This is a genomic window from Pseudomonas sp. 21LCFQ010 (genome assembly GCF_024129905.1).
Taxonomy (GTDB): Bacteria; Pseudomonadota; Gammaproteobacteria; order Pseudomonadales; family Pseudomonadaceae; genus Aquipseudomonas.
In genome coordinates this window covers 1-22,723 of record NZ_JAMYDZ010000034.1, presented here as the reverse complement: position 1 = coordinate 22,723, position 22,723 = coordinate 1, and the positions used below count along the sequence as shown (strand labels likewise).

Below are 22,723 nucleotides of genomic sequence, written 5' to 3'. Positions count from 1 at the left end.
AGCGCCGGTTGGCGCTAAACTCGACGGCTTTGGTGCAGTCAATGTCCATAGCCTTTGAGTGAGAACTTCCCATGCCCACGCCCCAGGTTGAATCCATTACCATCGATGAGCTCGAATGCTTGCGCATCCGCCACGGCGACGCCGAGCTGCTGATCGCCCAGCAAGGCGCGCACATCCTCAGCTATCAGCTCGCCGGCCAGCAACCGCTGGTGTGGCACAACGATAAGGCATTGTTCAAACAAGGCACGCCCATTCGCGCCGGCATCCCGGTGTGCTGGCCGTGGTTCGGCAACCTGGCACGTAACCCCGAAAGCGTCCAGGCCATGCGCGACAGCGCCGAGCCTGCCAATGCCCACGGCGAAGTACGCACTCTGGACTGGCAACTGCTGGGCATCGGCGAAGACGGTGATGCCTTGCTGGTCGAGTTCATTCAACCCCATGCAGAACAAGGCCTGCCCGGCTGGCCGCACAAAGTCGCCCTGAAACTGAGCATCCGCCTGGACCAGGCCTTGAACGTCAGCCTGGTCAGCTATAACTGCGGCGCTGAAACAGTGACCTTGAGCCAGGCGCTGCACACTTATTTTGTGGTCAGCGACGTGCGGCAGGTCAGCCTGCAGGGCGTCGACGGCCTGCGCTATATCGAAACCCTGGAGAACTGGGAAGAGCGCAAGCAGTCCGGCGACCTGGGTTTTGCCGGCGAAACCGACCGCATCTACCTCGACACCCCGCCCCTGCTGAGCATCGTTGACCCCGGCCTGCAACGGCGTATCCAGATCCAGACCAGCGGCTCGCATTCAGCCGTGGTGTGGAACCCCTGGATAGATCGCGCCCGCGCCCTGCCCGACATGGCCGACGACGGCTGGCAGCGCATGCTGTGCGTGGAAACCGCCAACGTGATGAGCGATGTGGTCACCCTGGCCCCGGATCAGATGCACGTCTTGAGTGTCAGCATCTGGAGCGAGGCGCTGCAGGGCGAGTGATCAGAGGTCAGCCTCGACCACCACCCTCACCTTCGCCGCATCCAGCGCGTAGGCGGCGTCGGCCAGGTCGTTGCTGACTTTCTCGACTTTCAGCCCACCGGTCACCCACAGCGGGGTATAGATATCGTCGATCTTTACCCCCTTGGGGTAGCGCACCAGCACCAGCTGGTTGGGCGGCGGCGGCGGTACGTGGATACAGGCACCCGGATACGGAACCAGGAAAAACAGCGTGCTGTTGCCCTTGGCGTCGGTCTCCAGCGGTACCGGATAGCCACCCAGCCGGATGGTCTTGCCGTCCATGCCAGCGACCGTCTTGGTCGAGTACATCACCGCAGGCAAGCCTTTGCTCTGCTTGAGCCCGCCCTTGCTGTCGAAGGTCCCCATCGCTTCCGGCGAGTTGTGATCGATCTCCGGCATGGCTTCCAGGGCCTTCTGGTCCGACTTCGGCATCAGCTCCAGCCAGTCGGTTTCCGGAATTTCAGCGCAGGCCAGGGTGGACACCAGCAGCAGGGGCAGCAACAGGAAGCGGCGCATCGTACGACTCGGCAAGACAGATGGAAGTCGCGCATTCTAGCCCTGCGCACGCACGAAGCAGAGGGCAGAAGCGGATGTTTCACGATTTCTTTTTGATCATCCCGTAGATCACCAGCAGGATGATCGCGCCGACCAGGGCGCCAAGAAAGCCGGCGGTCTCGCCAGCATGATAGATACCCAGCATCTGGCCACCGTAGGTCGCGGCCAGGGAGCCGGCGATACCCAGCAAGACGGTCATGATCAGGCCCATGCTGTCATCACCCGGTTTCAGAAACCGCGCCAGCAGACCGACAATCAAGCCGATGAAGATAGTTCCGATGATACCCATGTGGTTTTCCTCCCGATGAATAGAACCCGCCAGGACGCTGTGCATCTTGGCGTGTTGCTATGTGAGGACGGAAACGGCGGTTTGGTTCCGGGGCAGAGCCCCGGATGTTCCGCGATCAGGCCTTGACCAGCGCCTGGACCTGCGCGACCTGACGGTCGAGGGTGGCACGGTCGGCGCTGCGCACGGTGGCGTGGCCGACCTTGCGGCCAGCCTTGAAGGCCTTACCGTAGTGGTGCAGGTGGCAATCCGCAACCGCCAGCACGGCGGCAACCGCCGGCACTTCACCGATGAAGTTGATCATCGCGCTTTCACCCACCTTGGCGGTGGAGCCCAGCGGCAGACCGGCAACGGCGCGCACATGGTTCTCGAACTGGCTGCACTCGGCACCTTCGGTGGTCCAGTGCCCGGAGTTATGCACCCGCGGGGCGATTTCGTTGGCCTTGAGACCACCGTCGACCTCGAAGAACTCGAATGCCAGCACACCGACGTAATCGAGTTGCTTGAGCACCCGGCCCGCGTAGTCTTCGGCCAGCGCCTGCAACGGGTGATCGGTGCTGGCAATCGACAGGCGCAGAATGCCGCTTTCGTGGGTGTTGTGGACCAACGGGTAGAAACGCGTTTCGCCGTCACGGGCACGCACCGCGATCAACGACACTTCGCCAGTGAACGGTACGAAGCCTTCGAGCAGGCATGGCACGCTGCCCAGCTCGGCAAAGGTGCCGGCCACATCGGCCTGGCTGCGCAGGACCTTCTGGCCCTTGCCGTCATAACCCAGGGTCCGGGTCTTGAGCACCGCTGGCAGCCCGATGCGTGCCACGGCGTCATCCAGGTCCTGTTGCGACTGGATATCGGCGAACTCGGGCGTCGGGATGCCCAGGTCCTTGAACATGCTTTTTTCGAACCAGCGGTCGCGGGCGATGCGCAGCGCTTCAGCACTCGGATAGACCGGCACGAACTGCGACAGGAACGCCACCGTTTCAGCCGGTACGCTTTCGAACTCGAAGGTCACCAGATCAACGTCGTCGGCCAGTTGCCGCAGGTGATCCAGATCGCCGTAATCGGCACGCAGATGCTCGCCCAGCGACGCCGCACAGGCATCCGGTGCCGGGTCGAGAAAAGCGAAGTTCATGCCCAGCGGGGTACCCGCCAGAGCCAACATGCGGCCCAGCTGGCCGCCACCGATAACACCGATCTTCATGGAAAAACCTCAGGCGATGCGCGGGTCTGGATTGTCCAGAACAGTTTCAGTCTGTTCAGTGCGGAACTGCTTGAGCGCCGCGTGATACTGCGGGTGCCTGGCGCCCAGGATGCTCGCCGACAGCAGCGCGGCGTTGATCGCACCGGCCTTGCCGATGGCCAGGGTAGCGACCGGGATACCGGCCGGCATCTGTACGATCGACAACAGCGAGTCTACGCCCGACAGCATCGAGGACTGCACCGGCACGCCAAGCACCGGCAAGTGAGTCTTGGCAGCGCACATGCCTGGCAGGTGAGCAGCACCACCGGCACCGGCGATGATCACTTCGATGCCACGTCCTTCAGCCTCTTCGGCGTACTGGAACAGCAGATCCGGCGTGCGGTGTGCAGACACCACCTTGACTTCGTAAGGGATGCCGAGCTTTTCCAGCATATCGGCGGTGTGGCTAAGGGTGGACCAATCGGACTTGGAGCCCATGATCACGCCAACCAGTGCACTCATCGTCGAGCCTCTCATCGGGCGCCCGCAGGCGCGTCTAAAAACAACAAGCCACGCAGGAAAACCGGCGTGGCTTGCTGTACAAAAAATGACCGTCGAGCCGGCCAAAGGCCGCGCAGTATACCCCAAAGTCGAATAACAAAAGCACCCTCTGCGACCATCCGTCTGCCTGAGGGAGTCAGGCGCCAGCAGAGACGGCAAGCAGCCCGGAAAAATCCTGCAAACCTGGCCAGCACGACAGCGGTTTTTCCTGCACGACGGCTCGCATTAGCCATACACCTCGTGCTGGCTGCAGGTGCTTCCCCGACACTGACAAAGACGATTAGGTGAACCTTGAACCGGACTTGCCCGGTTGCCACGTTCCCTGAATGGAGTCTTGAACATGAGCCTGAAACAACTTGGCCTGATACTGGCCTTGAATCTGTACCTCTCAAGCAGCGCCCTGGCCGCTCACGACCAGGTGGACAGTGACCGCCTGCTACCGATCTTTCTGACCCTGTTTTTCCACGACCAACTCACCGATCAGGAAATCGCCGGGGTCAAATCTGACAATCTTGACTGGTTTTTAAAGGAGCTAACCGAAGTTACCGGTCGCCGGACCCATGTCATCACCAGGCGCCATCAACCGGGAATCACCGATTTCGGCTACAGGACCGGCGACAGCACCCAGGCCATCGAGCAATGGCGCCAGCGGCTGAGCGCCTACCTGCACGCCAACAACCTGCCCCTCGACTCCCGACGCCACAAGTATGTGCTGGTGACCCGCCACAACCTGACCCACGACGTGGGCGGAATTGCCCGGGTGCAGATGAACGAAGCCATTGCCTCGCTGCGTGCCTACATCAATATCGCCCACGAAGTCGGCCACCTGTTTGGCGCCACCCATGACAACGCCTATTTCCGCCTGAGCGCCCTGCCACCCTGCCGTACCTTGATGTATCCCAATCACACCGCACTGGTCGCCAACTGCTATGAGTTCAGCGAGCCCAATCGTGAGGCCATCAGGCATTACCTGAAGGATGAATGACCCCTTCGACGTCTTCGCTGGTGCCAGCCGCCGCGCTTTCCAGCTTGCGCCATAACAGGCGCACGTTGGCTTTGCGTACCAGCGCGCAGCGGTACAGGCGGATTTCCAGCGGCACATGCCAGTGCGCCCCGCCACACACCACCAGCTCGCCGCGCTCCAGCTCGGCACGCATGCTCAGGCGCGGAACCCAGGCAACGCCCAACCCCTCCACGGCCATGCACTTGAGACTCTCGGCCATCGCCGTCTCGTACACCGTGGAAAAACGCAGGTTGCTCTGGCGCAGCAACAAGTTCACCGAACGCCCGAGAAACGCGCCGGCACTGTAAGCCAGCAGCGGCACGGTACTGCCGTTGTCCAGGTCGAACAGCGGCTGGCCCTGCGCGTCGGCAGCGCAGACCGGCAGCATCTCGCTGTGCGCCAGATGCAGCGAGGGGAAAATTTCGGCGTCCATCTGCAACGCCGCATCCGGGTCGTAAAATGCCAGCATCAGGTCACAACCACCCTCACGCAAGGCATGCACCGCTTCACCGACGTTGGTCGCCACCAGACGGGTCGCAATGTTCAGACCGTCATTGCGCAATTGAGCGATCCAGCGCGGGAAGAAGCCCAGCGCCAGCGAGTGCGCCGCTGCCACCTGGATAACCTCGCCCTGCCCGCCCTCCAGGTGATGCAGGTGACGCACCACCTCCCCGAGCTGCTCGACCACCGTACGCGCGGTAACCAGAAACAATTGCCCGGCAGCGGTCAGCTCGATGGGCGTGCGCGATCGGTTGACCAGGGTCAGCCCCAGCGCCGCCTCAAGGCTGCGGATACGCCGGCTAAAGGCTGGCTGGGTGACGAATCGACGTTCGGCCGCCTGGGAAAAACTGCGGGTCGCGGCCAGGGCGCTGAAATCCTCCAGCCATTTGCTTTCCAGGTTCATCAGGTCCTCCCGGACACCCGTTTTTCACTAAGAAGCGCAAAGCGCGATTGACGCGCGTATATAAAGCATAAATTAGGTCAAGTCACATGACATTATGCCGTTAGTGCATGGCATATTATGCAACAGCATTGGTCAAGATTCTCCTGGAGCCCCAATATCAAGGCGCTCCGGCATTATTCATGCCTTCCTTGAGATGACCTCTATCATGTCCTCGCCTGCATCATCGCGTATCGAAAAAGACCTGCTTGGTGTGCTCGAAGTACCCTCCGACGCCTACTACGGCATCCAGACCCTTCGTGCGGTGAACAACTTTCACCTCTCCGGCGTTCCTCTTTCGCACTATCCGAAACTGGTCGTGGCCCTGGCCATGGTCAAGCAGGCGGCAGCCGATGCCAACTTTGAGCTGGGTCACCTGAGCCAGGCCAAGCACGCTGCAATCAGCGAAGCCTGTGCGCGGCTGGTACGCGGTGATTTCCACGACCAGTTCGTGGTCGACATGATTCAGGGCGGGGCCGGCACCTCGACCAACATGAACGCCAACGAGGTCATCGCCAACATCGCCCTGGAAGCCATGGGCCATGAAAAAGGCGAGTACAAGTACCTGCACCCCAACAACGACGTGAACATGGCGCAGTCGACCAACGACGCCTACCCGACCGCGATCCGCCTGGGTCTGCTGCTCGGTCACGACGCGCTGCTGGCCAGCCTCGACAGCCTGATCAATGCGTTCTCGGCCAAAAGCGAAGAATTCAGCCACGTGCTGAAAATGGGCCGCACCCAGTTGCAAGACGCCGTGCCGATGACCCTGGGCCAGGAATTCCACGCCTTCGCCACCACCCTGACCGAAGACCTGAACCGGCTGCGCAGCCTGGCCCCAGAGCTGCTGACCGAGGTCAACCTGGGCGGTACGGCAATCGGTACCGGCATCAACGCTGACCCGCGCTACCAGAACCTGGCCGTGCAGCGCCTGGCGACGATCAGCGGCCAGCCGCTGGTGCCGGCGGCTGACCTGATCGAAGCGACCTCCGACATGGGCGCGTTCGTGCTGTTCTCCGGCATGCTCAAGCGTACCGCAGTCAAGCTGTCGAAAATCTGTAACGACCTGCGCCTGCTGTCCAGCGGCCCGCGTACCGGCATCAACGAAATCAACCTGCCGCCGCGCCAGCCAGGCAGCTCGATCATGCCCGGCAAGGTCAACCCGGTGATTCCGGAAGCGGTCAACCAAGTGGCCTTCGCCATCATGGGTAACGACCTGGCGCTGACCGTGGCAGCCGAAGGCGGCCAACTGCAACTGAACGTGATGGAGCCGCTGATCGCCTACAAGATCTTCGACTCGATCCGCCTGCTGCAACGCGCCATGGACATGCTCCGCGAGCATTGCATCACCGGCATCACGGCCAACGAACAACGCTGCCGCGAGCTGGTCGAGCACTCGATCGGCCTGGTCACCGCACTGAACCCTTACATCGGCTACGAAAACGCTACCCGTATCGCACGCATCGCCCTGGAAACTGGTCGTGGCGTACTGGAACTGGTGCGTGAAGAAGGCTTGCTGGAAGAAGACGTACTGGCTGACATCCTGCGTCCGGAAAACATGATCGCGCCACGCCTGGTTCCACTGAAGGCCTGACGTTATTGCTCCACCGACACCGCTCACCAGGCTGAGGGCCTAGACACCCCTCCGCTTTTTCAGGGGCCTGGAAAATCCTCCAGGCCCTTTTTTTATGACTGCCGATTACAGGACGCAAGGAGGCTCCGGCTTCACCGGCAAAACCCTTAGCACAACCCTCGCAAGCGCGATGTTCTATAGCCGTACATCTACATACAAGAAAACGACTACAGACGTCTCGATATTGCACCGGTATAGTGCGCCCCCTCAAAAACACGAGGCAATAATAAGATGCTGGATTTTTTCGTTCACATAGCTGACCAACTGCTGATCGTGTTGATCGTCGGTCTGGGCGGTTACTTCACCATCCGTTCGCGCTTTGTACAGTTTCGTCATTTCACCCATATGTTCGCGGTGTTCCGTGACAGCCTGCGCAGCAGCTCCGGCCAACTGAGTTCATTTCAGGCGCTGATGCTCAGCCTGGCCGGTCGTGTCGGCGCAGGCAACATTGCCGGCGTCGGCCTGGCCGTCACCCTCGGTGGTCCAGGTGCGGTGTTCTGGATGTGGGTCACCTCGCTGGTCGGCATGGCCAGCAGCTTCATCGAATGTACCCTGGCCCAGACTTACAAGCGCAAGGACTCCGAGGGCCAGTACCGTGGCGGCCCTTCGTTCTACATCCAGTACGGCCTGGGCAAGCGCTGGCTGGGCATGATCATGGCAGTCCTGCTGCTGGTCACCTTCGGCTTCGCCTTCAACGGCCTGCAATCGCACGCAGTGACCAGTTCGCTGAACAACGCCTTCGGCTTCGACAGAGCCACCGCCGGCATCTGTCTGGCGATCCTGCTGGGTCTGGGTTTCATCGGCGGCATCAAGCGCATCGCGGCCATCTCTGACCTGCTGGTGCCGGTCAAGACCCTGATCTACATCGCCGTCACCCTGTACGTCATTGGTCTGCAGATCGAGCACGTGCCCGGCATGCTGCTGACCATCGTCAAGAGCGCCTTTGGCCTGGACCCAGTGTTCGGCGGCCTGATCGGCAGCGCCATCGTCATGGGCGTCAAGCGTGGTGTATTCGCCAACGAAGCGGGCCTGGGCAGCGCACCAAACGTTGCCGCTGTGGCACAGGTCGAGCATCCGGCTTCCCAGGGTGTGGTCCAGGCGTTCAGCGTGTTCCTCGACACCTTTGCCATCTGCACCTGCACCGCGTTGCTGATCCTGCTGTCGGGTATCTACGATGTGGGCTACAGCGGCGACGGTATTGTGCTGGCGCAGAACTCGCTGGCCGCAGTGGTCGGTGACTGGGGGCGGGTCTTCATCAGCGTGGCGCTGGCCCTGTTCGTATTCACCTCGATTCTCTACAACTACTATCTGGGTGAAAACAGCCTGCGCTTTCTGGTCGGCGAGAAGCTGTCGGCCATCGTCGGCTATCGTGTATTCGTGCTGGCGTTGATCCTCTGGGGCTCGACAGTGGACCTCAAGACCGTGTTCGCCTTCGCCGACATCACCATGACCCTGCTGGCGTTCGTTAACCTGCTGGCTCTGGCCCTGCTGTTCAAAGTCGCCATGCGGATCCTGCGCGACTACGACGACCAGCGTGCCGCCGGCATCAAGACCCCGGTGTTCGACTCCAGCAAATTCCCTGATCTGGATCTGGACCGTAACGCCTGGCCGGCCAACCCGACCCAGCAACCGCAGGTCAAAGCGGGCGAGAACGCTGAAAGCGTGCCCAGCGCACGCTAATTAAAGCGCCCCAATGAAAAGGGCCATCGCGTACCGACCCACAGTCCGGTGCGTGATGGCCCTTTTTTTGTGTGCATCAGATGCTTGCCGGGCTGCGCGCCTCCAGCAGTTCGACGATCCGTGGCCATCCGGCCATTCTCGCCAGCGTCAGCGGCGTGCGTCCGTTGCTGTCGCGTACCTGAGGGTCGGCACCGTGGCGCAGCAAAGCCTCTACAAAACCGTAATTGCCCGCCAGGGTTTCGCGGTGCAGGTATTGCTGGCCATTATCGTCGGTCTGCGCAATCAGCGTCGGGTCCTCAGCCAGGTTCTGTTCGATGTTGTCCTGCACGTTGACAGCCATTGGATGTTCGGCGCGCTCCAGTTCAGCCAGTGCGGCGCGGTCTGCTGCGCTGTCGAGGTCGCGAGAAAAGCGCAGCAGTGGCTGATCGATGCCGGTCATGACCAGTTCGACGCTGCCCGGCTCACCGAAGTCCAGCCCCCAGGCTTCGTCGTGCCCGGCCCGTTCGTCAGGCTCCATGTCACTGCGTAGTGCATCGACGGTGAAGGCACCGAACACTCGCCCGCCACAGACATACATCCAGTCATTGAGGTCTGTCAGCGGCGCCGCGACCAGATCCCCGGCATTCAGTGAGGTGACCCAGTGCGGCTCGTTCATCAGCTCGCCCCGCAGGGTCAGCCCGTCGAACAGCACGTCAGTCACCCACATATTCTCCACCGAGGGGGATGAGGCATCGAGGGGCTCAACCGGGAAAGAAATTTTCACCGCCGCCAGGTCCAGGCCCGGCACCACCCGGCGGCGCTCCCAGGAAAGCTCGCGGTACATGAACTTGAACGTGGCCTGGGCCGCCGCGACGGCACGCTGGAACTCGCTGTTTTCGCCTTCGACGGTGTAGATGGGATTTTGCGTCATGCGTCAGATCACTCCTGTCATCGCGCTGGCGTTGCCAAAGCCCATCAGATCAGGACAACGCCCTGGCGTTCAGCGCTCAACGAAGAATAAACCCATTGTGTGACGAGCCGCTCAGCGCACCCTGCGCTCGAACTCGGTCACCCGCAACATCGAGTCCAGATTACGCTCGATGTTTTCACACAGTGCCTTCATCTGAATCTCATGCTCACTGGTACGGAACGGGCTTTGCAGGTCGGTGCCGATCTTCTCGATGGCCAGCAGCATGAACCCCACCACCGTCGAAGCCAGCGGCGTGAACCAGCCCAGGGTTTCCACCAGACCGATCGGCACGATCAGGCAAAACAGGGTGATGAACAGCCGTGGAAAGGCCACGTAAGGGTAAGGCAACGGCGTATTGGCGATCCGCTCCATGCCGCCCTGACAGTTGGAGATATCCACCAGAGTCGATTCGATACGCGCCAGGCGAATGCTGTCCAGACGCCCGGCCTCATACTCCTTGGCGATCATCAGTGCCGAAACGTTGAGCAGGTCATTGGGGAAATTGTTGGTTTCATGCCGACGCTCAAACTCGTCGGCACCGATCAGCGCCTGGATCTCAGCGCCACAACTCTCGCCTTTGAGGTGCGCCGACAGGCATTTCACATAGGCGACATGACGGCGCAGCAACACCGCCTTGATCGGATTGGTTTCACCCTCATCCTCGACCAGGGTCAGCACCTGGCGGGCAAAACTGCGCGAGTTATTGACCAGCGCGCCCCACAGGGTGCGGGCCTCCCACCACCGGTTGTAGGCACTGGAATTGCGAAAGCTGGTCAGCACCACCAGCGCCGAACCCAGCAGCGTCAGCGGCATGGCCGGCATCGAGTATTTGTAGTCGAGAAACAGCATGAAATCGACCGTGACGATCACGTCCCAGATCAGCAACCAGAACAGTGACCAACCTACATAGCCGAAGGTTTTGCCCAGGAACCTGAGCTTGGAAATGATGGTTTTCTGCACCGAGCCACCTCGTCAGTGAAAGAGGTGGCAGTCGAACCACCCCGCAGGGCTTTGAATGCCTTTGCTGCAGATGGTTCGACGACTGTTACGATTCAGCAGCCGCTCAGGCCGGCCTTGGGCTGCTCAGCGGCGAAGAAAATCGGCCGCAGGCCAACCCCGACGCAGTTGCCCAGATAAGCCGCCACCAGCCACAGCCAGCCATGCACACTGCCCGAGGCGATGCCGCTGAAGTACGCGCCGATATTGCAGCCGTAGGCCAGCCGCGAACCGTAGCCCAACAGCAAGCCACCGATCACCGCCGCCACCAGCGAACGGGTCGGGATATCCAGATTCGGCGCGAAACGCCCGGCCAGGCCGGCCGCCAACAGGGCGCCGATCATGATGCCGATGTCCATCACACTGGTGATGTCCTGCCAGACCGGGGCAGCCAGCGCCTTGGCATTACCGGCGCTCTGCCAAAACGGCCAGGTGCTGACATCCAGCCCCGCCGCCATGGAAATCTTCGCACCCCACAAGGCGAACGCCGAGGTAATGCCCCACGGCCGCCCGGCCAGGGCCAGCGTCGCGTAGTTCAGCAGCGCCAGCGCCACTGCGCCCCAGACCAGCACCCACGGACCACGCAGCAGCCGACGCCAGCCGCGATGCGCGCTGCTGACCGGCGCTTCAAGCTGGCCATGACGGCGCTTTTCCAGGCGCACCGTGACCCAGGCAATCAAGCCGAAAATAGCCAGATTCAGCAGCAGTGCCGGCAGCCAGCCGAAGCTCTTGACCATCGAGGTGGCCGGCAGCGACGGCAAAGCGAACCACCAGTGCACGTGGTGGGTCGCGATCAGCGAGCCGAGAATGAAGAACACCAGGGTCACCAGCATCCGCGCATTGCCGCCACCTGCGGTAAACAAAGTACCGGAGGCGCAGCCGCCACCCAGTTGCATGCCGATACCGAAAATAAACGCCCCGACGATCACTGATACACCGGCGGGCGCCACCAGGCCATTGACCGGCTGGCCGAACAGCGATCCGCTGGCCAGGGTCGGGAAAAACAGCACCACGGCGATGGCCAGCATGACCATCTGCGCACGCAGGCCCGCGCCACGGCGCTCCAGGATGAACACCCGCCAGGCCGAGGTGAAACCAAAAGCGGCGTGGTACAGGGTCACGCCCAATGCTGCGCCAAGCAACAACAGCAGAACCTGGCGCATGCCGACGCTGAGCAGCAGAAACTGCGTACCCATCAGCAACAGAAACAGCGCAGCCAGCGGTGCACCGAGCCGGCGCTGGGGCATGGCTGATAGCGAATTACTCATGATGTATCCCAAGCCTGCAAGAAAGACCGCCGAGTATAACGGTTACTGACAACCCCAGGCCCGCCGCAAACGCCCCAGCGCAGCGGCGATCTCTGCTTCGGCCACGGCAGCAAACCCCAGCACCAGCCCGGCCCGCAGGTCCGGCGGCGCACTGTCGTCCGCCAGCCAATAGTCACTCAGGGCGTTGATTTCCACCCCGACCGCTTCAGCCTGGGCAATCAGTTGCTGCTCACGCGCCAGGCTGTCGACCCGTACTGCCACATGCAGACCGGCGACGGCTTTAGGCATCGCCTCACAGCCAGGCAATGCCTGCGGCCAGCCGCTCAGCAACGCATCACGGCGGTTCAACGCGGCGCGCCGCATGCGCCGGATATGCCGTTGAAAGTGCCCTTGGGCGATGAATTGCGCCATGACGACCTGGGTCGCCACGTCGGAATGGCGCACGTCCAGCGCCCGCCGTTGGCTGAATGGCGCGACCAGACCGGGCGGCAGCACCAGATACCCCAGACGCAACGCCGGAAAGGCAACCTTGCCGAAGGTGCCGACGTACAGCACCCGTCCTTGAGCATCCAGTGCCGCCAACGGTGCCAGCGGCGCGCCGCTATAGCGGTACTCGCCATCGTAGTCATCCTCGACAATCCAGCCGCCACGCTTGTGTGCCCAGTCGAGCAGTTGCAGGCGACGCGCCAGGCTCATCACCACCCCGGTGGGGTATTGATGCGACGGCGTCACATAAGCCAACTTGCAACCGGTGGCCTGCAATCGCGCGCAGCACATGCCCTCGTTATCGACCGGCATACCCTGCAAACGCGCCCCGGCGATCGCGAACGCCTGCCCTGCCGCCCGATACCCGGGGTTTTCCACAGCCACGGCGTCCCCGGCATTCAGAAGCAATTGTGCACAAAGGCTGATTGCCTGCTGCGCGCCACTGGTGATCACAATTTGCTCAGGGGTACAAGACAAACCGCGAGAAGTTCGCAGATAAACCGCAATCAGCTCACGTAAACGCCAATCTCCGGCCGGGTCGCCATAACCGAGCTGCTGCAAGTCAGGTTTGCGCCAGAAAGCCGCGTGGAGCTTGCTCCAGGTGGCAAACGGAAACAGATCGAACGCCGGGATACCGACCCGAAAAGCCCGCGGCGGTCCACCCTTGGGCGCGGGTAAATGATGCCTCTCCAGGATCTGTAGCGCATCACTGTGGATAACTTTCGAAAGCTCAAGATGGGCCGATTTCGACGATTTTGTGGATAACCCAGTGGATAAGCCTGTGGGCAACCCTGTGGACAGTTTTGTGGAAAACTCTGCGGGCGAGGTTTTTTTGAGCGCAATGCGCGACAAGTTGGCGACATAGGTTCCGTCGCCCACCCGGGCCTCGGTAAAGCCTTCGGCATACAGCTGGTCGAAGGCGCGCATCACGCTATTGCGCGAGATCTCCAGCACGGCGGCCAGATCCCGGCTGGCGGGCAGCCGGGTACCACTGGCCAGACGCCCATCCAGAATACGTTCGCGCAGTGCCTGGTAGAGCTGACGGCTCAGCCCCTTGCGCCGGTCCAGAGCGAAACCGGCCGGGTCGAAGGGAAACAGCGGTGCGTCGGTCATTGAATTGGCCCTATCAAATGACTCAGTAATGGCTCTTACAAAGAGCCATTAGCCTGCCTAGGATGAGTCCATTCGCCAAGGGGAATCTCATGTACACACCCACTGCCTTCCGCGACAACGACCTGCACAGCCAATGGCAACAGATCGAACGCTGCCGCCTGGCCTTGCTGGTCACTCAAGGTGAATCCGGCTTGCAGGCCACTCACCTGCCGCTGCTGCTACGTCGTGACGAAGGACCTCACGGCACGCTGTACGGCCACCTGGCCAAAGGCAATCCGCAGTGGCGTGAGCTGTCCGGCAGCGCTGAAGTGCTGGTGGTCTTTCCCGGCGAGGACGCCTACATCAGCCCCTCGTTCTATCCGAGCAAGGCCGAACACGGCAAAGCAGTGCCGACCTGGAACTACCTGGCCGTTCATGCTTACGGCAGGCCGCGCCTTATCACTGAAGCGGCGCCCTTGCGCGCGCTCCTCGGTGCCCTGACTGAGCGGCATGAAAGCGGCCGCAGCCAGCCATGGTCCATTGATGACGCGCCGGCCGAATACATCGACAAGATGCTCACCGCCATTGCCGGTTTCGCCTTGCCCATCGAGCGCCTGCAAGGCAAACGCAAACTCAGCCAGAACCGCGACGCCCGCGATATCGCCGGGGTCCGCGAGGGCCTGGCCGCCAGTCCTGACCCACAGGATCAACGTATTGCTCAATTGATGAGCTGAAGGAGACGCCATGACCGCTGTACAGATCCGCCCGGTAAGCGCTGCCGACCATGCCGCCTGGCTGGGCTTGTGGCTGGCCTACCTGCGCTTCTACGAAACCGAACTGGCCGATGACGTCAGCGCGACAACCTGGCAACGTCTGCTCGACCCGGCACAACCCTGCCATAGCGCATTGGCCTGGCAAAGCGATGCGGCGGTGGGTATGGTCAACTTCATCTACCATCGTTCCAACTGGAGCATCGAAGACGCCTGCTACCTGCAAGACTTGTTCGTCGACCCACAGCAACGCGGCGGCGGCGTGGGCCGGCAATTGATCGAATACGTTTACGCCAGCGCCACACAACACGGCAGTCGCAAGGTGCATTGGCTGACCCACGAAACCAACAGCACCGCCATCGGGCTCTATGAGCAAGTGGCCGAGCGCGGTGGCTTCATTCAATTTCGCAAGACTTTCTAAGCACAGGATCGCTGCCCATGTCCGACGTACAGCTGAACTGGCAAGCCGCACGCCTGCCCACCTCCCAGGCGCTGGAAGGACGTTTCATCCGCCTGGAAAAACTCGACCCGGCACGCCATGGCGACGACCTGTGGCTGGCGCTGGAGGGTCCGGGCGCCGATGCAAAACTCTGGGACTACCTGCCGTACGGCCCCTTCCAGGCACGCAGCGACTTCGACAACTGGCTGGCCGGCCACGCCGCCAGCAGCGACCCGTGGTTCTACAGCGTGGTGGACAAAACCACCGGTAAGGTCGAAGGGATGCTCAGCCTGATGTCCATCGTCCCGGCCCAGGGCCGCATCGAGATAGGCCACGTCACCTTCGGCGCGCCCATGCAGCGCACCGCCAAAAGCACTGAAGCCATCTACCTGCTGGCACGCGAGTCCTTCGCCCTGGGCAATCGCCGCCTGGAGTGGAAGTGCAACGCCAACAACGCCCGCTCCATGCGCGCGGCGGATCGCTTCGGCTTCAGCTTCGAAGGCACTTTCCGCCAGCACATGGTGGTCAAGGGCGTTAACCGCGACACCGCCTGGTACTCGATCATCGACAGCGAATGGCCGCCCCTGCAGCGGGCGTTCGAACAGTGGCTGGCAGAGGATAACTTTACCGGCGGGCAGCAGATCAAAAGCCTGCAAGCGTGCCGCCAGGCTATCTGACTCGGGCGCCTACAACTTCCGGGGCCGTCGCACCACACCCATCTGCAAACCGAAGGGGCGGAACACGGCATTGAGGGACTTCATGGTCGGGTTGCCCTCGCCCTGCTCGATCTGGATCAGGGTGCGCACCGAGATTTTGCACATCCGCGCATATTGGGTCTGAAGCATCCCGGCCCCGTCCACCCGCAGGCGTTTTACCGCCTCGCCAATCTGCAAGGTGCCGTCGGCAATGCCTTGCTGCACGTTTTCGATCAGCAGTGCGCGAATATCCATGGAAAGCTTGACATCCTCCCCGGCCTGAAGGCCGGAGATTCCTACGGCGCTCAGGCGCGGCATCGAGCCGCCCCCGAGTCGCTTCGGTGGGTTCCTGCTGCTGGCGCCATGACCTCTGCGCTCACTTCACAGGCTAACCGGGCGTGTCCCGCCCTTAGTACATTGATCGCGCCAACCACATCGGCGTTGCCTTCAAAACCACATCCCAGACACCTGAACAGCGCTTGCGTCTGGCGGTTGGCCGCCGACACATGGCCGCAACACGGGCACGTGCGGCTGGTATTTTGCGGCGGCACGGCAATCAGCCAGCCGCCGCGCCACGCCAGCTTGTAGTCCAGTTGGCGGCGGAACTCGAACCAGCCCTGATCGAGGATGGCCCTGTTCAGGCCAGATTTGGCACGGACGTTTCTTCCCGGTGCCTCTGCCGTGCCTGCCGCCGACCTGGACATATTCCGTACCTGCAAGTCCTCGATACACACCATCGCGTGGTTTTGGCTGATCGTGGTGGAGCACTTGTGCAGGTAGTCGCGGCGGGCATTGCCGATTCGGGAATGAATGCGCTGGACGCAGGCTTTCGCCTTCTTCCAGTTGCGGCTGAATTTGACCTTGCGGCTCATCGCCTGCTGCGCTTTGCACAGCGCGGTCTCATGGCGTTTGAAGCTGTTGAGGGGTGCGTAGAACGAACCATCCGAAAGCGTGGCGAACCGGGCAATGCCCATGTCGATGCCAGCTGCCGCCCCCTGTGCCGTGGGCTGCTCATCGACCTCGCGTTCGGTCTGGATACTCACGAACCACTTGCCACACGACTGGCTCACGGTGATGTTCTTCACCGTGCCAGGCACCTCGCGGCTGTTGCGGTAGCGCAGCCAGCCCAGCTTGGGCAGAAACAGGCGACTGTTGGTCTGGTCGAGCTTGATCTGTTTCGGGTCGGGATAGCGGAAACTATCGCGCTGCCCCTTCTTCTTGAACCGGGGAAAGTCGGCTCGCTTGGCGAAAAAGTTGGCGTAGGCCCGTTCCAGATCCTTGAGGCTCTGTTGCAATGGGTGAACCGGCGCATCGGCCAGCCATGCAGTTTGCGGGCTATTGCGCCACTCGGTAAGCAACTTGCACAGGCCCGCATAGCCGAGCTTGTTCTCGCCTTGCTCGTGGCGCTCCTTCTGCAAGGCCAGCGCCTTGTTGAAGACGAAGCGACAGGAACCCGCAAAGCGGCGCATTTGCCGCTCCTGCCGGCCGTCTGGCATGAGTTCGTACTTGAAGGCTTGAAGTCGTTGCATGCTGCTCTTGAGCCATGAGCAATGAAGACGCCATTAGGCGCGGACGGCACGGTGTTTTCAAGCTGCATGCCCATGGGGTCTTTGTAACGAAATACCGCCGTAGAAGGGCATCTGTGTCGCCGTATTACGTCGCATCATCCTGTGGCTGTGCATCCATCGAACAGCAGCAGACACCCCACGGCAACCAGGGACGGCTACGCCGTCCGCGCTATCCTTCCCCGCCCTGAACGGCGGGGCTTGTCGCGCGCCCGATGGTCAATGGCGGGCAAAAAAAGGGGGAGCCTACGCTCCCCCAAATGAGGTTAACCGTTGTAACTGTGAGGAGCGGTCAGCCTTCGATCTCGACCAGGATTTCGCCCGGGTTGACGCGGTCGCCCTTGGCCACATGGATGGCCACGACCTTGCCGGCAATCGGTGCCTGAACTTCGGTTTCCATTTTCATCGCTTCGGTGATCAACACGGCCTGGCCGACCTTGACGGTGTCGCCCTCCTTGACCAATACATCGACGATGTTGCCCGGCATGGCGGTGCTGACGTGGCCTGGCGCACTGGCCTGGCCGCGCTTGCTGGCGCCGCCGCTGACGAACTCGTTGAGCGGCTCGAACACCACTTCTTCCGGCATGCCGTCGATAGACAGGTAGAAATGGCGTTTGCCTTCAGCCTTGACCCCGACCCCGGTGATATCGACCCGGTAAGTCTCGCCGTGGACGTCAATGACGAACTCGGTCGGTACACCCTCGCCGCCTGCACGGGCCACGCCGCCGGCTTCGGGGATCGGTAGCAGCACTTCTGGAGTCAGGGTGCCCGCTGCGCGCTCTTCGAGGAACTTGCGGCCAATGTCCGGGAACATCGCGAAAGTCAGCACGTCCTCTTCGGACTTGGCCAGAGCGCCGATATCGGTGCGCAGTTTGGCCATTTCCGGCTTGAGCAGGTCGGCCGGGCGCACATCAATCAGCTCTTCGCTGCCGATGGCCTGACGGCGCAGCTTGTCGTCCACCTCACCCGGCGCTTTGCCGTAGCCGCCTTGCAGGTACAGCTTCACCTCGTTGGTGATGGTTTTGTAGCGCTCGCCGGCCAGCACGTTGAAGAACGCCTGGGTACCCACAATCTGCGAGGTCGGGGTCACCAGCGGCGGGTAGCCGAGGTCCTTGCGTACCCGTGGAATCTCGGCCAGTACCTCGCTCATGCGGCTCAGGGCACCCTGCTCCTTGAGCTGGTTGGCGAGGTTGGAAATCATCCCGCCCGGCACCTGGTTGACCTGCACACGGGTATCGACAGCGGTGAATTCGCTTTCGAACTGGTGGTACTTCTTGCGCACCGCGTAGAAGTACAGGCCGATTTCCTGCAGCAGTTCCAGATCCAGGCCGGTATCGAACTCAGTGCCCTTGAGCGCAGCGACCATCGACTCGGTGCCCGGATGGCTGGTGCCCCAGGCGAAGCTGGAGATCGCGGTGTCGATGTGATCGGCGCCGTTTTCGACGGCCTTGAGCTGGCACATGGCAGCCAGGCCGGCAGTGTCGTGGGAGTGGATGAACACCGGCAGCGACAGTTCGGACTTCAGCGCCCGGACCAGCTCACCGGTGGCGAATGGTGTCAGCAGGCCGGCCATGTCTTTGATGGCGATCGAGTCGCAACCCATGGCTTCCATCTGCTTGGCCTGGACCACGAACGCATCGATGGTATGCACCGGGCTGGTGGTGTAGGCAATGGTGCCCTGGGCGTGCTTGCCGGCGGCCTTGACCGCTTCGATGGCCACGCGCAGGTTACGCACGTCATTCATGGCGTCGAAAATACGGAACACGTCGATGCCGTTGACCGCTGCCTTGGCAACAAACGCCTTGACCACGTCGTCGCTGTAGTGGCGGTAGCCCAGCAGGTTCTGACCGCGCAGCAGCATCTGCAGACGGGTGTTGGGCAATGCCGCGCGCAGCTGGCGCAGGCGCTCCCATGGGTCTTCCTTGAGGAAGCGCACACAGGCGTCGAAAGTCGCGCCGCCCCAGACTTCCAGCGACCAGTAACCGACCTTGTCGAGCTTGTCGCAGATCGGCAGCATGTCCTCGGTGCGCATGCGGGTGGCCAGCAGCGACTGGTGAGCGTCACGCAGGATAGTGTCGGTGACGAAAATCTTCTTACTCATTGTTGTATTCCTCACAGGCCGGCGTGGGCAGCGATGGCGGCGGCGATGGCCAGGGCCAGCTCTTCGGGTTTGCGCTTGATCGAGTAATTGGTCAGTTCAGGGTGGGCTTCAACGAAGCTGGTGTTGAACTGCCCGGTACGAAACTCCGGATTGCGCAGGATTTCCTGATAATAGGCAGCGGTGGTCTTCACACCCTGCAAGCGCATGTCATCCAGCGCCCGCAGGCCGCGGTCCATGGCCTCTTCCCAGGTCAGCGCCCAGACGATCAGCTTCAGGCACATCGAGTCGTAGTACGGCGGAATGGTGTAGCCGGTATAGATCGCCGTGTCGGTACGCACGCCAGGGCCACCGGGCGCGTAGTAACGGGTGATCTTGCCGAAGCTGGGCAGAAAGCCGTTTTTCGGGTCTTCGGCGTTGATCCGGAACTGCAGGGCAAAACCGCGGTGGATAATGTCTTCCTGCTTGATCGACAGCGGCAGGCCCGAGGCAATGCGGATCTGCTCACGGACAATATCGATGCCGGTGATTTCTTCGGTGATGGTGTGCTCCACCTGCACCCGGGTGTTCATCTCCATGAAGTACACCTCGCCCTCGGCGAGCAGGAACTCCACAGTACCGGCATTCTCGTAGCCCACCGCCTTGGCCGCACGCACCGACAGGTCACCGATATAGGCACGCTGCTCGGGGGTCAGTTGCGGGCTGGGGGCGATCTCGATCAGTTTCTGGTTGCGGCGCTGAATCGAACAATCACGCTCGAACAGGTGCACGACATTGCCGAAGCTGTCACCGAGAATCTGCGCCTCGATGTGCTTGGGGTTGACGATGCATTTTTCCAGGAACACTTCTGCCGAACCAAACGCCTTGGTGGCTTCGGAAATCACCCGGGGGAAGGCCTGCTCCAGCTCTTCGCGGCTGTTGCACCGGCGGATGCCGCGCCCGCCGCCGCCGGAGGTGGCCTTGAGCATCACCGGATAGCCAATGCGGTCACCTTCGGTCAGCGCCTCGGCGATATCGGCCACGTTGCCTTCGGTGCCGGGAGTCACCGGCACGCCGGCCTTGATCATGCTGCGTCGCGCTTCGGTCTTGTCGCCCATGCGGCGGATGACTTCGGCCGCCGGGCCGATGAACTTGATCCCGCGCTCGGCGCAGATATCCGCCAGTTCGGCGTTTTCCGACAGAAAACCATAACCGGGGTGCAACGCATCGCAACCGGTCTCTACCGCCAGGTTGACCAGCTTGCGCGGGTTCAGATACCCGGCCAGCGGCTCTTCGCCAATGCTATAGGCTTCGTCGGCACGCTTTACATGCAGCGCATGACGGTCAGCATCCGAATAGATCGCAACCGAGCGAATGCCCATCTCGGCGCAGGCGCGCACGATGCGCACGGCAATCTCTCCGCGGTTGGCGATCAGGATTTTCTTGATCACTGGCTTTTCCTCGACCATTGATTCAGACCTTCCGGGTATCCCGGTCGGCACTGGACTGCCCGTGAACCCGGACAGTCGTCGCTTTATTTTTGTAACAGCTCATGTGACTCGTCGACGCCAAGACACCCTAAGCCGGATCAGCGATAAACAAAAATCAGTAAAAATTGGGTGAAGCATAAGCAAAAGCTTATAGTCAGTGTCTCAAGCCTGAACCGGATGCCAAAAAAATGCGTAAGTCATTGATGCGTATGACATTGCGTCAATTACGAATTTTCAACGAAGTGTGCGACCTGCGCTCCTACAGCCGGGCGGCAGAAGAAATGTCGCTCACTCAACCTGCTGTCAGCCTGCAGATTCGCCAGCTTGAAGAGCTGGTCGGCCAACCGCTGTTCGAGTACGTGGGCAAAAAGCTATACCTGACCGAAGCCGCCGACGCTCTGCGCCAGGCCAGTCGCGATATTTTTGGGCGTCTCGAAAGCCTGGACATGCAATTATCGGACATGCAGGGCTCGCTTCAGGGCCAGTTGAAGCTGGCCATCGAGTCCAGCTGCAAATACTTCGTGCCGCACCTGTTCGCCGCCTTCAAGCGCCAATACCCGGAAGTCAGCCTGGCACTGGCAGTGGTCAACCGCGCTCAGGTGATCCGGCGTTTGTCAGATAACCGCGATGACCTGGTGATCATGTCGATGGTGCCCCAGGACATGGACCTGGAGTTCCTGCCCTTTCTCAACAACCCGATTGTCGCGGTGGCGCCTGCCGGTCATCCGCTGTGCGAGCAGGCGCAGCTGAGCCTGAAAGATCTGGAGCCATGGCCGCTGCTGATTCGTGAAAGCGGCTCGGGCACGCGCAAAGCCTGCGAGGAATACTTCAAGGAAAAGCGTGTGCACTTCACCCAGACCCTGGAAGTGTCCTCCAGTGAAGCGCAGCGCGAGTGCGTGGTCGCAGGTCTCGGGCTGGCGATGCTGACTCGCCATGCGCTGAGCGCCGAACTGGCCAGCGGCACACTCAAGGAGCTGCCGGTGGCCGAGTTGCCGCTGTATCGCAGTTGGTGCGTGGTTCAGGCCCGGGACAAGCGACTGTCGCCGGTGGCGCATGCCTTCCTGGGCTTCATCCGCACCGAGCGAGCGCAGATCAGCCGGCTGGCCGAGCGCTTCGACGGTCAGAAGACGCGAGGCTGACCTGCCAGAGCTGGTCGGGAACGTCGTCGATATAGTCGCCAAGACTCTGGGTCAGGCGACGTTCTTCGGAGTAGGTTTCGATTGCACGGCGAAACGCCATGCGCCGCTGATCTTCTTGCTGACGGCGGGTTTTTACGGCGCTGTTCTGAATATCATCGTAATGCCGAGCCATTTTCTGTCTCCCAGTACGTTATGCGGGAGCTTCAGAGTGGCTTGCAGCGATGACGATACCTTGGCAAAGGCATGACAGGTTGATGAAATTTCTGGCCGCCGTTACAGACGCTCTGCCACCTTTAAACCAATAGCAAAATATACTTATCTCGCTATCAAACTATTACCCCCCTGAACAACCAGAAAAAACAACTAACAACCAAAAGCCCAACATATATATATACCGCAACCCCGCTGTTCAATTCCCGGATAGTGAATTTACAGGGCGAATAAAGCTTTATGACACCCTGCTGACAATCACAAATAAGGGAATATTAAAGATGAGCATTCAGACCAAAAACTGGAATATTGAATTCGACAAAACACCTGATGCTGAAGGCCTCAGGGTTTCAGGTATCGTTAGCGTTCCTTACGATGCCAGGCTGGAGGCCGCTCCAGATCAAGCATCCTCCGCGCTACGACTTAATATCATCCTGCCCGTTGAATACAACTCAACTGCTGCCCCCTTGGTCGACAAACCGGTGTCTTACTTTGAGCCAGGCCCCATGAAATACAACGACGTGCTCATCTTTCATGGAGAGGAACTAATCCTCAAGAGCACCGACCTTCTGATGCTGTGCTAGGGATTCTCCGATCAAGTCACCACAGGCCATCTGACCTGTGCTGAAATAGCCCTCCGTCCAACTGCCCTCTACAAGCCCGCCATCCCATGAGTCAGATGAGCTTTTCCGATTTCGAGTACGCCGGTAA

The 22,723-nt window shown here is 61.1% G+C and carries 23 protein-coding genes and 1 pseudogene; 10 read left to right on the top strand and 14 right to left on the bottom strand.

Annotated features, from left to right (window positions below; all coding sequences use genetic code 11):
• The first annotated feature begins 71 nt into the window (after nucleotides 1-71).
• Nucleotides 72-980 (top strand): D-hexose-6-phosphate mutarotase, encoded by a 909-nt coding sequence (locus NJC38_RS26285; protein ID WP_253117826.1) that lies wholly within the window; start codon nucleotides 72-74, stop codon nucleotides 978-980.
• On the opposite strand, the gene NJC38_RS26280 is transcribed toward NJC38_RS26285, so the two are convergent.
• From NJC38_RS26280 to purE, 4 genes are all read right to left on the bottom strand, one after another.
• The gene (locus tag NJC38_RS26280; protein ID WP_253117825.1) at nucleotides 981-1,514 is read right to left on the bottom strand and encodes a DUF3299 domain-containing protein; all 534 of its coding nucleotides are present in this window, start codon (nucleotides 1,512-1,514) and stop codon (nucleotides 981-983) included.
• 79 nt (nucleotides 1,515-1,593) lie between these two features.
• On the bottom strand, nucleotides 1,594-1,842 hold the full coding sequence (locus NJC38_RS26275; RefSeq protein ID WP_045485542.1) for a GlsB/YeaQ/YmgE family stress response membrane protein: 249 nt from the start codon (nucleotides 1,840-1,842) through the stop codon (nucleotides 1,594-1,596).
• A gap of 115 nt (nucleotides 1,843-1,957) precedes the next feature.
• Complete coding sequence (locus NJC38_RS26270; RefSeq protein ID WP_253117824.1) at nucleotides 1,958-3,040, bottom strand: 5-(carboxyamino)imidazole ribonucleotide synthase; 1,083 nt, start codon at nucleotides 3,038-3,040, stop codon at nucleotides 1,958-1,960.
• A 9-nt stretch (nucleotides 3,041-3,049) separates the two neighbouring features.
• Entirely contained in the window at nucleotides 3,050-3,541 is a 492-nt protein-coding gene (gene purE / locus NJC38_RS26265) for a 5-(carboxyamino)imidazole ribonucleotide mutase (RefSeq protein ID WP_045485536.1), read from the bottom strand.
• Between the two features lie 379 nt (nucleotides 3,542-3,920).
• Here purE and NJC38_RS26260 point away from each other — a divergent pair, with 379 nt between their 5' ends.
• On the top strand, nucleotides 3,921-4,565 hold the full coding sequence (locus NJC38_RS26260) for a hypothetical protein (protein ID WP_253117823.1): 645 nt from the start codon (nucleotides 3,921-3,923) through the stop codon (nucleotides 4,563-4,565).
• Here NJC38_RS26260 and NJC38_RS26255 read toward each other — a convergent pair.
• Nucleotides 4,540-5,487: a LysR substrate-binding domain-containing protein gene (locus NJC38_RS26255; protein WP_045485534.1), complete on the bottom strand. Its 948-nt coding sequence runs from the start codon at nucleotides 5,485-5,487 to the stop codon at nucleotides 4,540-4,542. The genes NJC38_RS26260 and NJC38_RS26255 overlap by 26 nt on opposite strands.
• A 205-nt stretch (nucleotides 5,488-5,692) precedes the next feature.
• Between NJC38_RS26255 and aspA the strand changes: the two genes are divergently transcribed.
• A complete protein-coding gene (gene aspA, locus NJC38_RS26250) occupies nucleotides 5,693-7,117 on the top strand; it encodes an aspartate ammonia-lyase (RefSeq protein ID WP_253117822.1) in 1,425 nt (474 codons plus the stop codon).
• Nucleotides 7,118-7,387: 270 nt separating this feature from the next.
• Entirely contained in the window at nucleotides 7,388-8,836 is a 1,449-nt protein-coding gene (locus tag NJC38_RS26245; protein WP_045485532.1) for an alanine/glycine:cation symporter family protein, read from the top strand.
• Nucleotides 8,837-8,912: 76 nt separating this feature from the next.
• On the opposite strand, the gene NJC38_RS26240 is transcribed toward NJC38_RS26245, so the two are convergent.
• From NJC38_RS26240 to NJC38_RS26225, 4 genes are all read right to left on the bottom strand, one after another.
• Nucleotides 8,913-9,746, bottom strand: a complete 834-nt coding sequence (locus NJC38_RS26240; protein ID WP_253117821.1) for a DUF2314 domain-containing protein — start codon at nucleotides 9,744-9,746, stop codon at nucleotides 8,913-8,915.
• Between the two features lie 111 nt (nucleotides 9,747-9,857).
• On the bottom strand, nucleotides 9,858-10,745 hold the full coding sequence (locus NJC38_RS26235) for a bestrophin family ion channel (protein WP_045485528.1): 888 nt from the start codon (nucleotides 10,743-10,745) through the stop codon (nucleotides 9,858-9,860).
• 92 nt (nucleotides 10,746-10,837) lie between these two features.
• Nucleotides 10,838-12,049 (bottom strand): YeeE/YedE family protein, encoded by a 1,212-nt coding sequence (locus NJC38_RS26230; protein WP_045485526.1) that lies wholly within the window; start codon nucleotides 12,047-12,049, stop codon nucleotides 10,838-10,840.
• 42 nt (nucleotides 12,050-12,091) lie between these two features.
• The gene (locus NJC38_RS26225) at nucleotides 12,092-13,648 is read right to left on the bottom strand and encodes a PLP-dependent aminotransferase family protein (RefSeq protein ID WP_253117820.1); all 1,557 of its coding nucleotides are present in this window, start codon (nucleotides 13,646-13,648) and stop codon (nucleotides 12,092-12,094) included.
• Nucleotides 13,649-13,737: 89 nt separating this feature from the next.
• On the opposite strand from NJC38_RS26225, the gene NJC38_RS26220 reads away from it, so the two are divergent.
• From NJC38_RS26220 to NJC38_RS26210, 3 genes are read left to right on the top strand one after another with little or no spacing between them, the layout of a single operon-like run.
• Nucleotides 13,738-14,361, top strand: coding sequence for an FMN-binding negative transcriptional regulator (locus NJC38_RS26220; protein ID WP_253117819.1), 624 nt, complete (start codon nucleotides 13,738-13,740; stop codon nucleotides 14,359-14,361).
• A 10-nt stretch (nucleotides 14,362-14,371) separates the two neighbouring features.
• Nucleotides 14,372-14,818, top strand: coding sequence for a GNAT family N-acetyltransferase (locus tag NJC38_RS26215; protein WP_253117818.1), 447 nt, complete (start codon nucleotides 14,372-14,374; stop codon nucleotides 14,816-14,818).
• A gap of 17 nt (nucleotides 14,819-14,835) precedes the next feature.
• The gene (locus tag NJC38_RS26210; protein WP_253117817.1) at nucleotides 14,836-15,513 is read left to right on the top strand and encodes a GNAT family protein; all 678 of its coding nucleotides are present in this window, start codon (nucleotides 14,836-14,838) and stop codon (nucleotides 15,511-15,513) included.
• Between the two features lie 9 nt (nucleotides 15,514-15,522).
• Here the strand turns inward: NJC38_RS26210 and NJC38_RS26205 are convergent, their stop codons facing one another.
• Complete coding sequence (locus NJC38_RS26205; RefSeq protein ID WP_253117816.1) at nucleotides 15,523-15,786, bottom strand: helix-turn-helix transcriptional regulator; 264 nt, start codon at nucleotides 15,784-15,786, stop codon at nucleotides 15,523-15,525.
• 50 nt (nucleotides 15,787-15,836) lie between these two features.
• Complete coding sequence (locus NJC38_RS26200; RefSeq protein WP_253117815.1) at nucleotides 15,837-17,060, bottom strand: transposase; 1,224 nt, start codon at nucleotides 17,058-17,060, stop codon at nucleotides 15,837-15,839.
• 14 nt (nucleotides 17,061-17,074) lie between these two features.
• Between NJC38_RS26200 and NJC38_RS26195 the strand changes: the two are divergent.
• Nucleotides 17,075-17,164: pseudogene (locus NJC38_RS26195) on the top strand (IS200/IS605 family transposase); the annotation flags it as partial.
• Between the two features lie 224 nt (nucleotides 17,165-17,388).
• On the opposite strand, the gene oadA reads toward NJC38_RS26195, so the two are convergent.
• Both oadA and NJC38_RS26185 read right to left on the bottom strand, forming a co-directional pair.
• Nucleotides 17,389-19,197 (bottom strand): sodium-extruding oxaloacetate decarboxylase subunit alpha, encoded by a 1,809-nt coding sequence (gene oadA, locus NJC38_RS26190; RefSeq protein WP_045485514.1) that lies wholly within the window; start codon nucleotides 19,195-19,197, stop codon nucleotides 17,389-17,391.
• A gap of 11 nt (nucleotides 19,198-19,208) precedes the next feature.
• Nucleotides 19,209-20,624 carry an acetyl-CoA carboxylase biotin carboxylase subunit gene (locus NJC38_RS26185; RefSeq protein WP_045494075.1) on the bottom strand — a complete coding sequence of 472 codons (1,416 nt, stop codon included), beginning with the start codon at nucleotides 20,622-20,624 and terminating at the stop codon, nucleotides 19,209-19,211.
• 227 nt (nucleotides 20,625-20,851) lie between these two features.
• Here NJC38_RS26185 and NJC38_RS26180 point away from each other — a divergent pair, with 227 nt between their 5' ends.
• On the top strand, nucleotides 20,852-21,802 hold the full coding sequence (locus NJC38_RS26180) for a LysR family transcriptional regulator (RefSeq protein WP_290447408.1): 951 nt from the start codon (nucleotides 20,852-20,854) through the stop codon (nucleotides 21,800-21,802).
• Here NJC38_RS26180 and NJC38_RS26175 read toward each other — a convergent pair.
• Nucleotides 21,756-21,974 (bottom strand): PA3496 family putative envelope integrity protein, encoded by a 219-nt coding sequence (locus NJC38_RS26175; RefSeq protein WP_084709911.1) that lies wholly within the window; start codon nucleotides 21,972-21,974, stop codon nucleotides 21,756-21,758. The genes NJC38_RS26180 and NJC38_RS26175 overlap by 47 nt on opposite strands.
• A gap of 319 nt (nucleotides 21,975-22,293) precedes the next feature.
• Between NJC38_RS26175 and NJC38_RS26170 the strand changes: the two genes are divergently transcribed.
• Nucleotides 22,294-22,596: a hypothetical protein gene (locus tag NJC38_RS26170; RefSeq protein ID WP_045485508.1), complete on the top strand. Its 303-nt coding sequence runs from the start codon at nucleotides 22,294-22,296 to the stop codon at nucleotides 22,594-22,596.
• The last annotated feature ends 127 nt before the right edge of the window (nucleotides 22,597-22,723 follow it).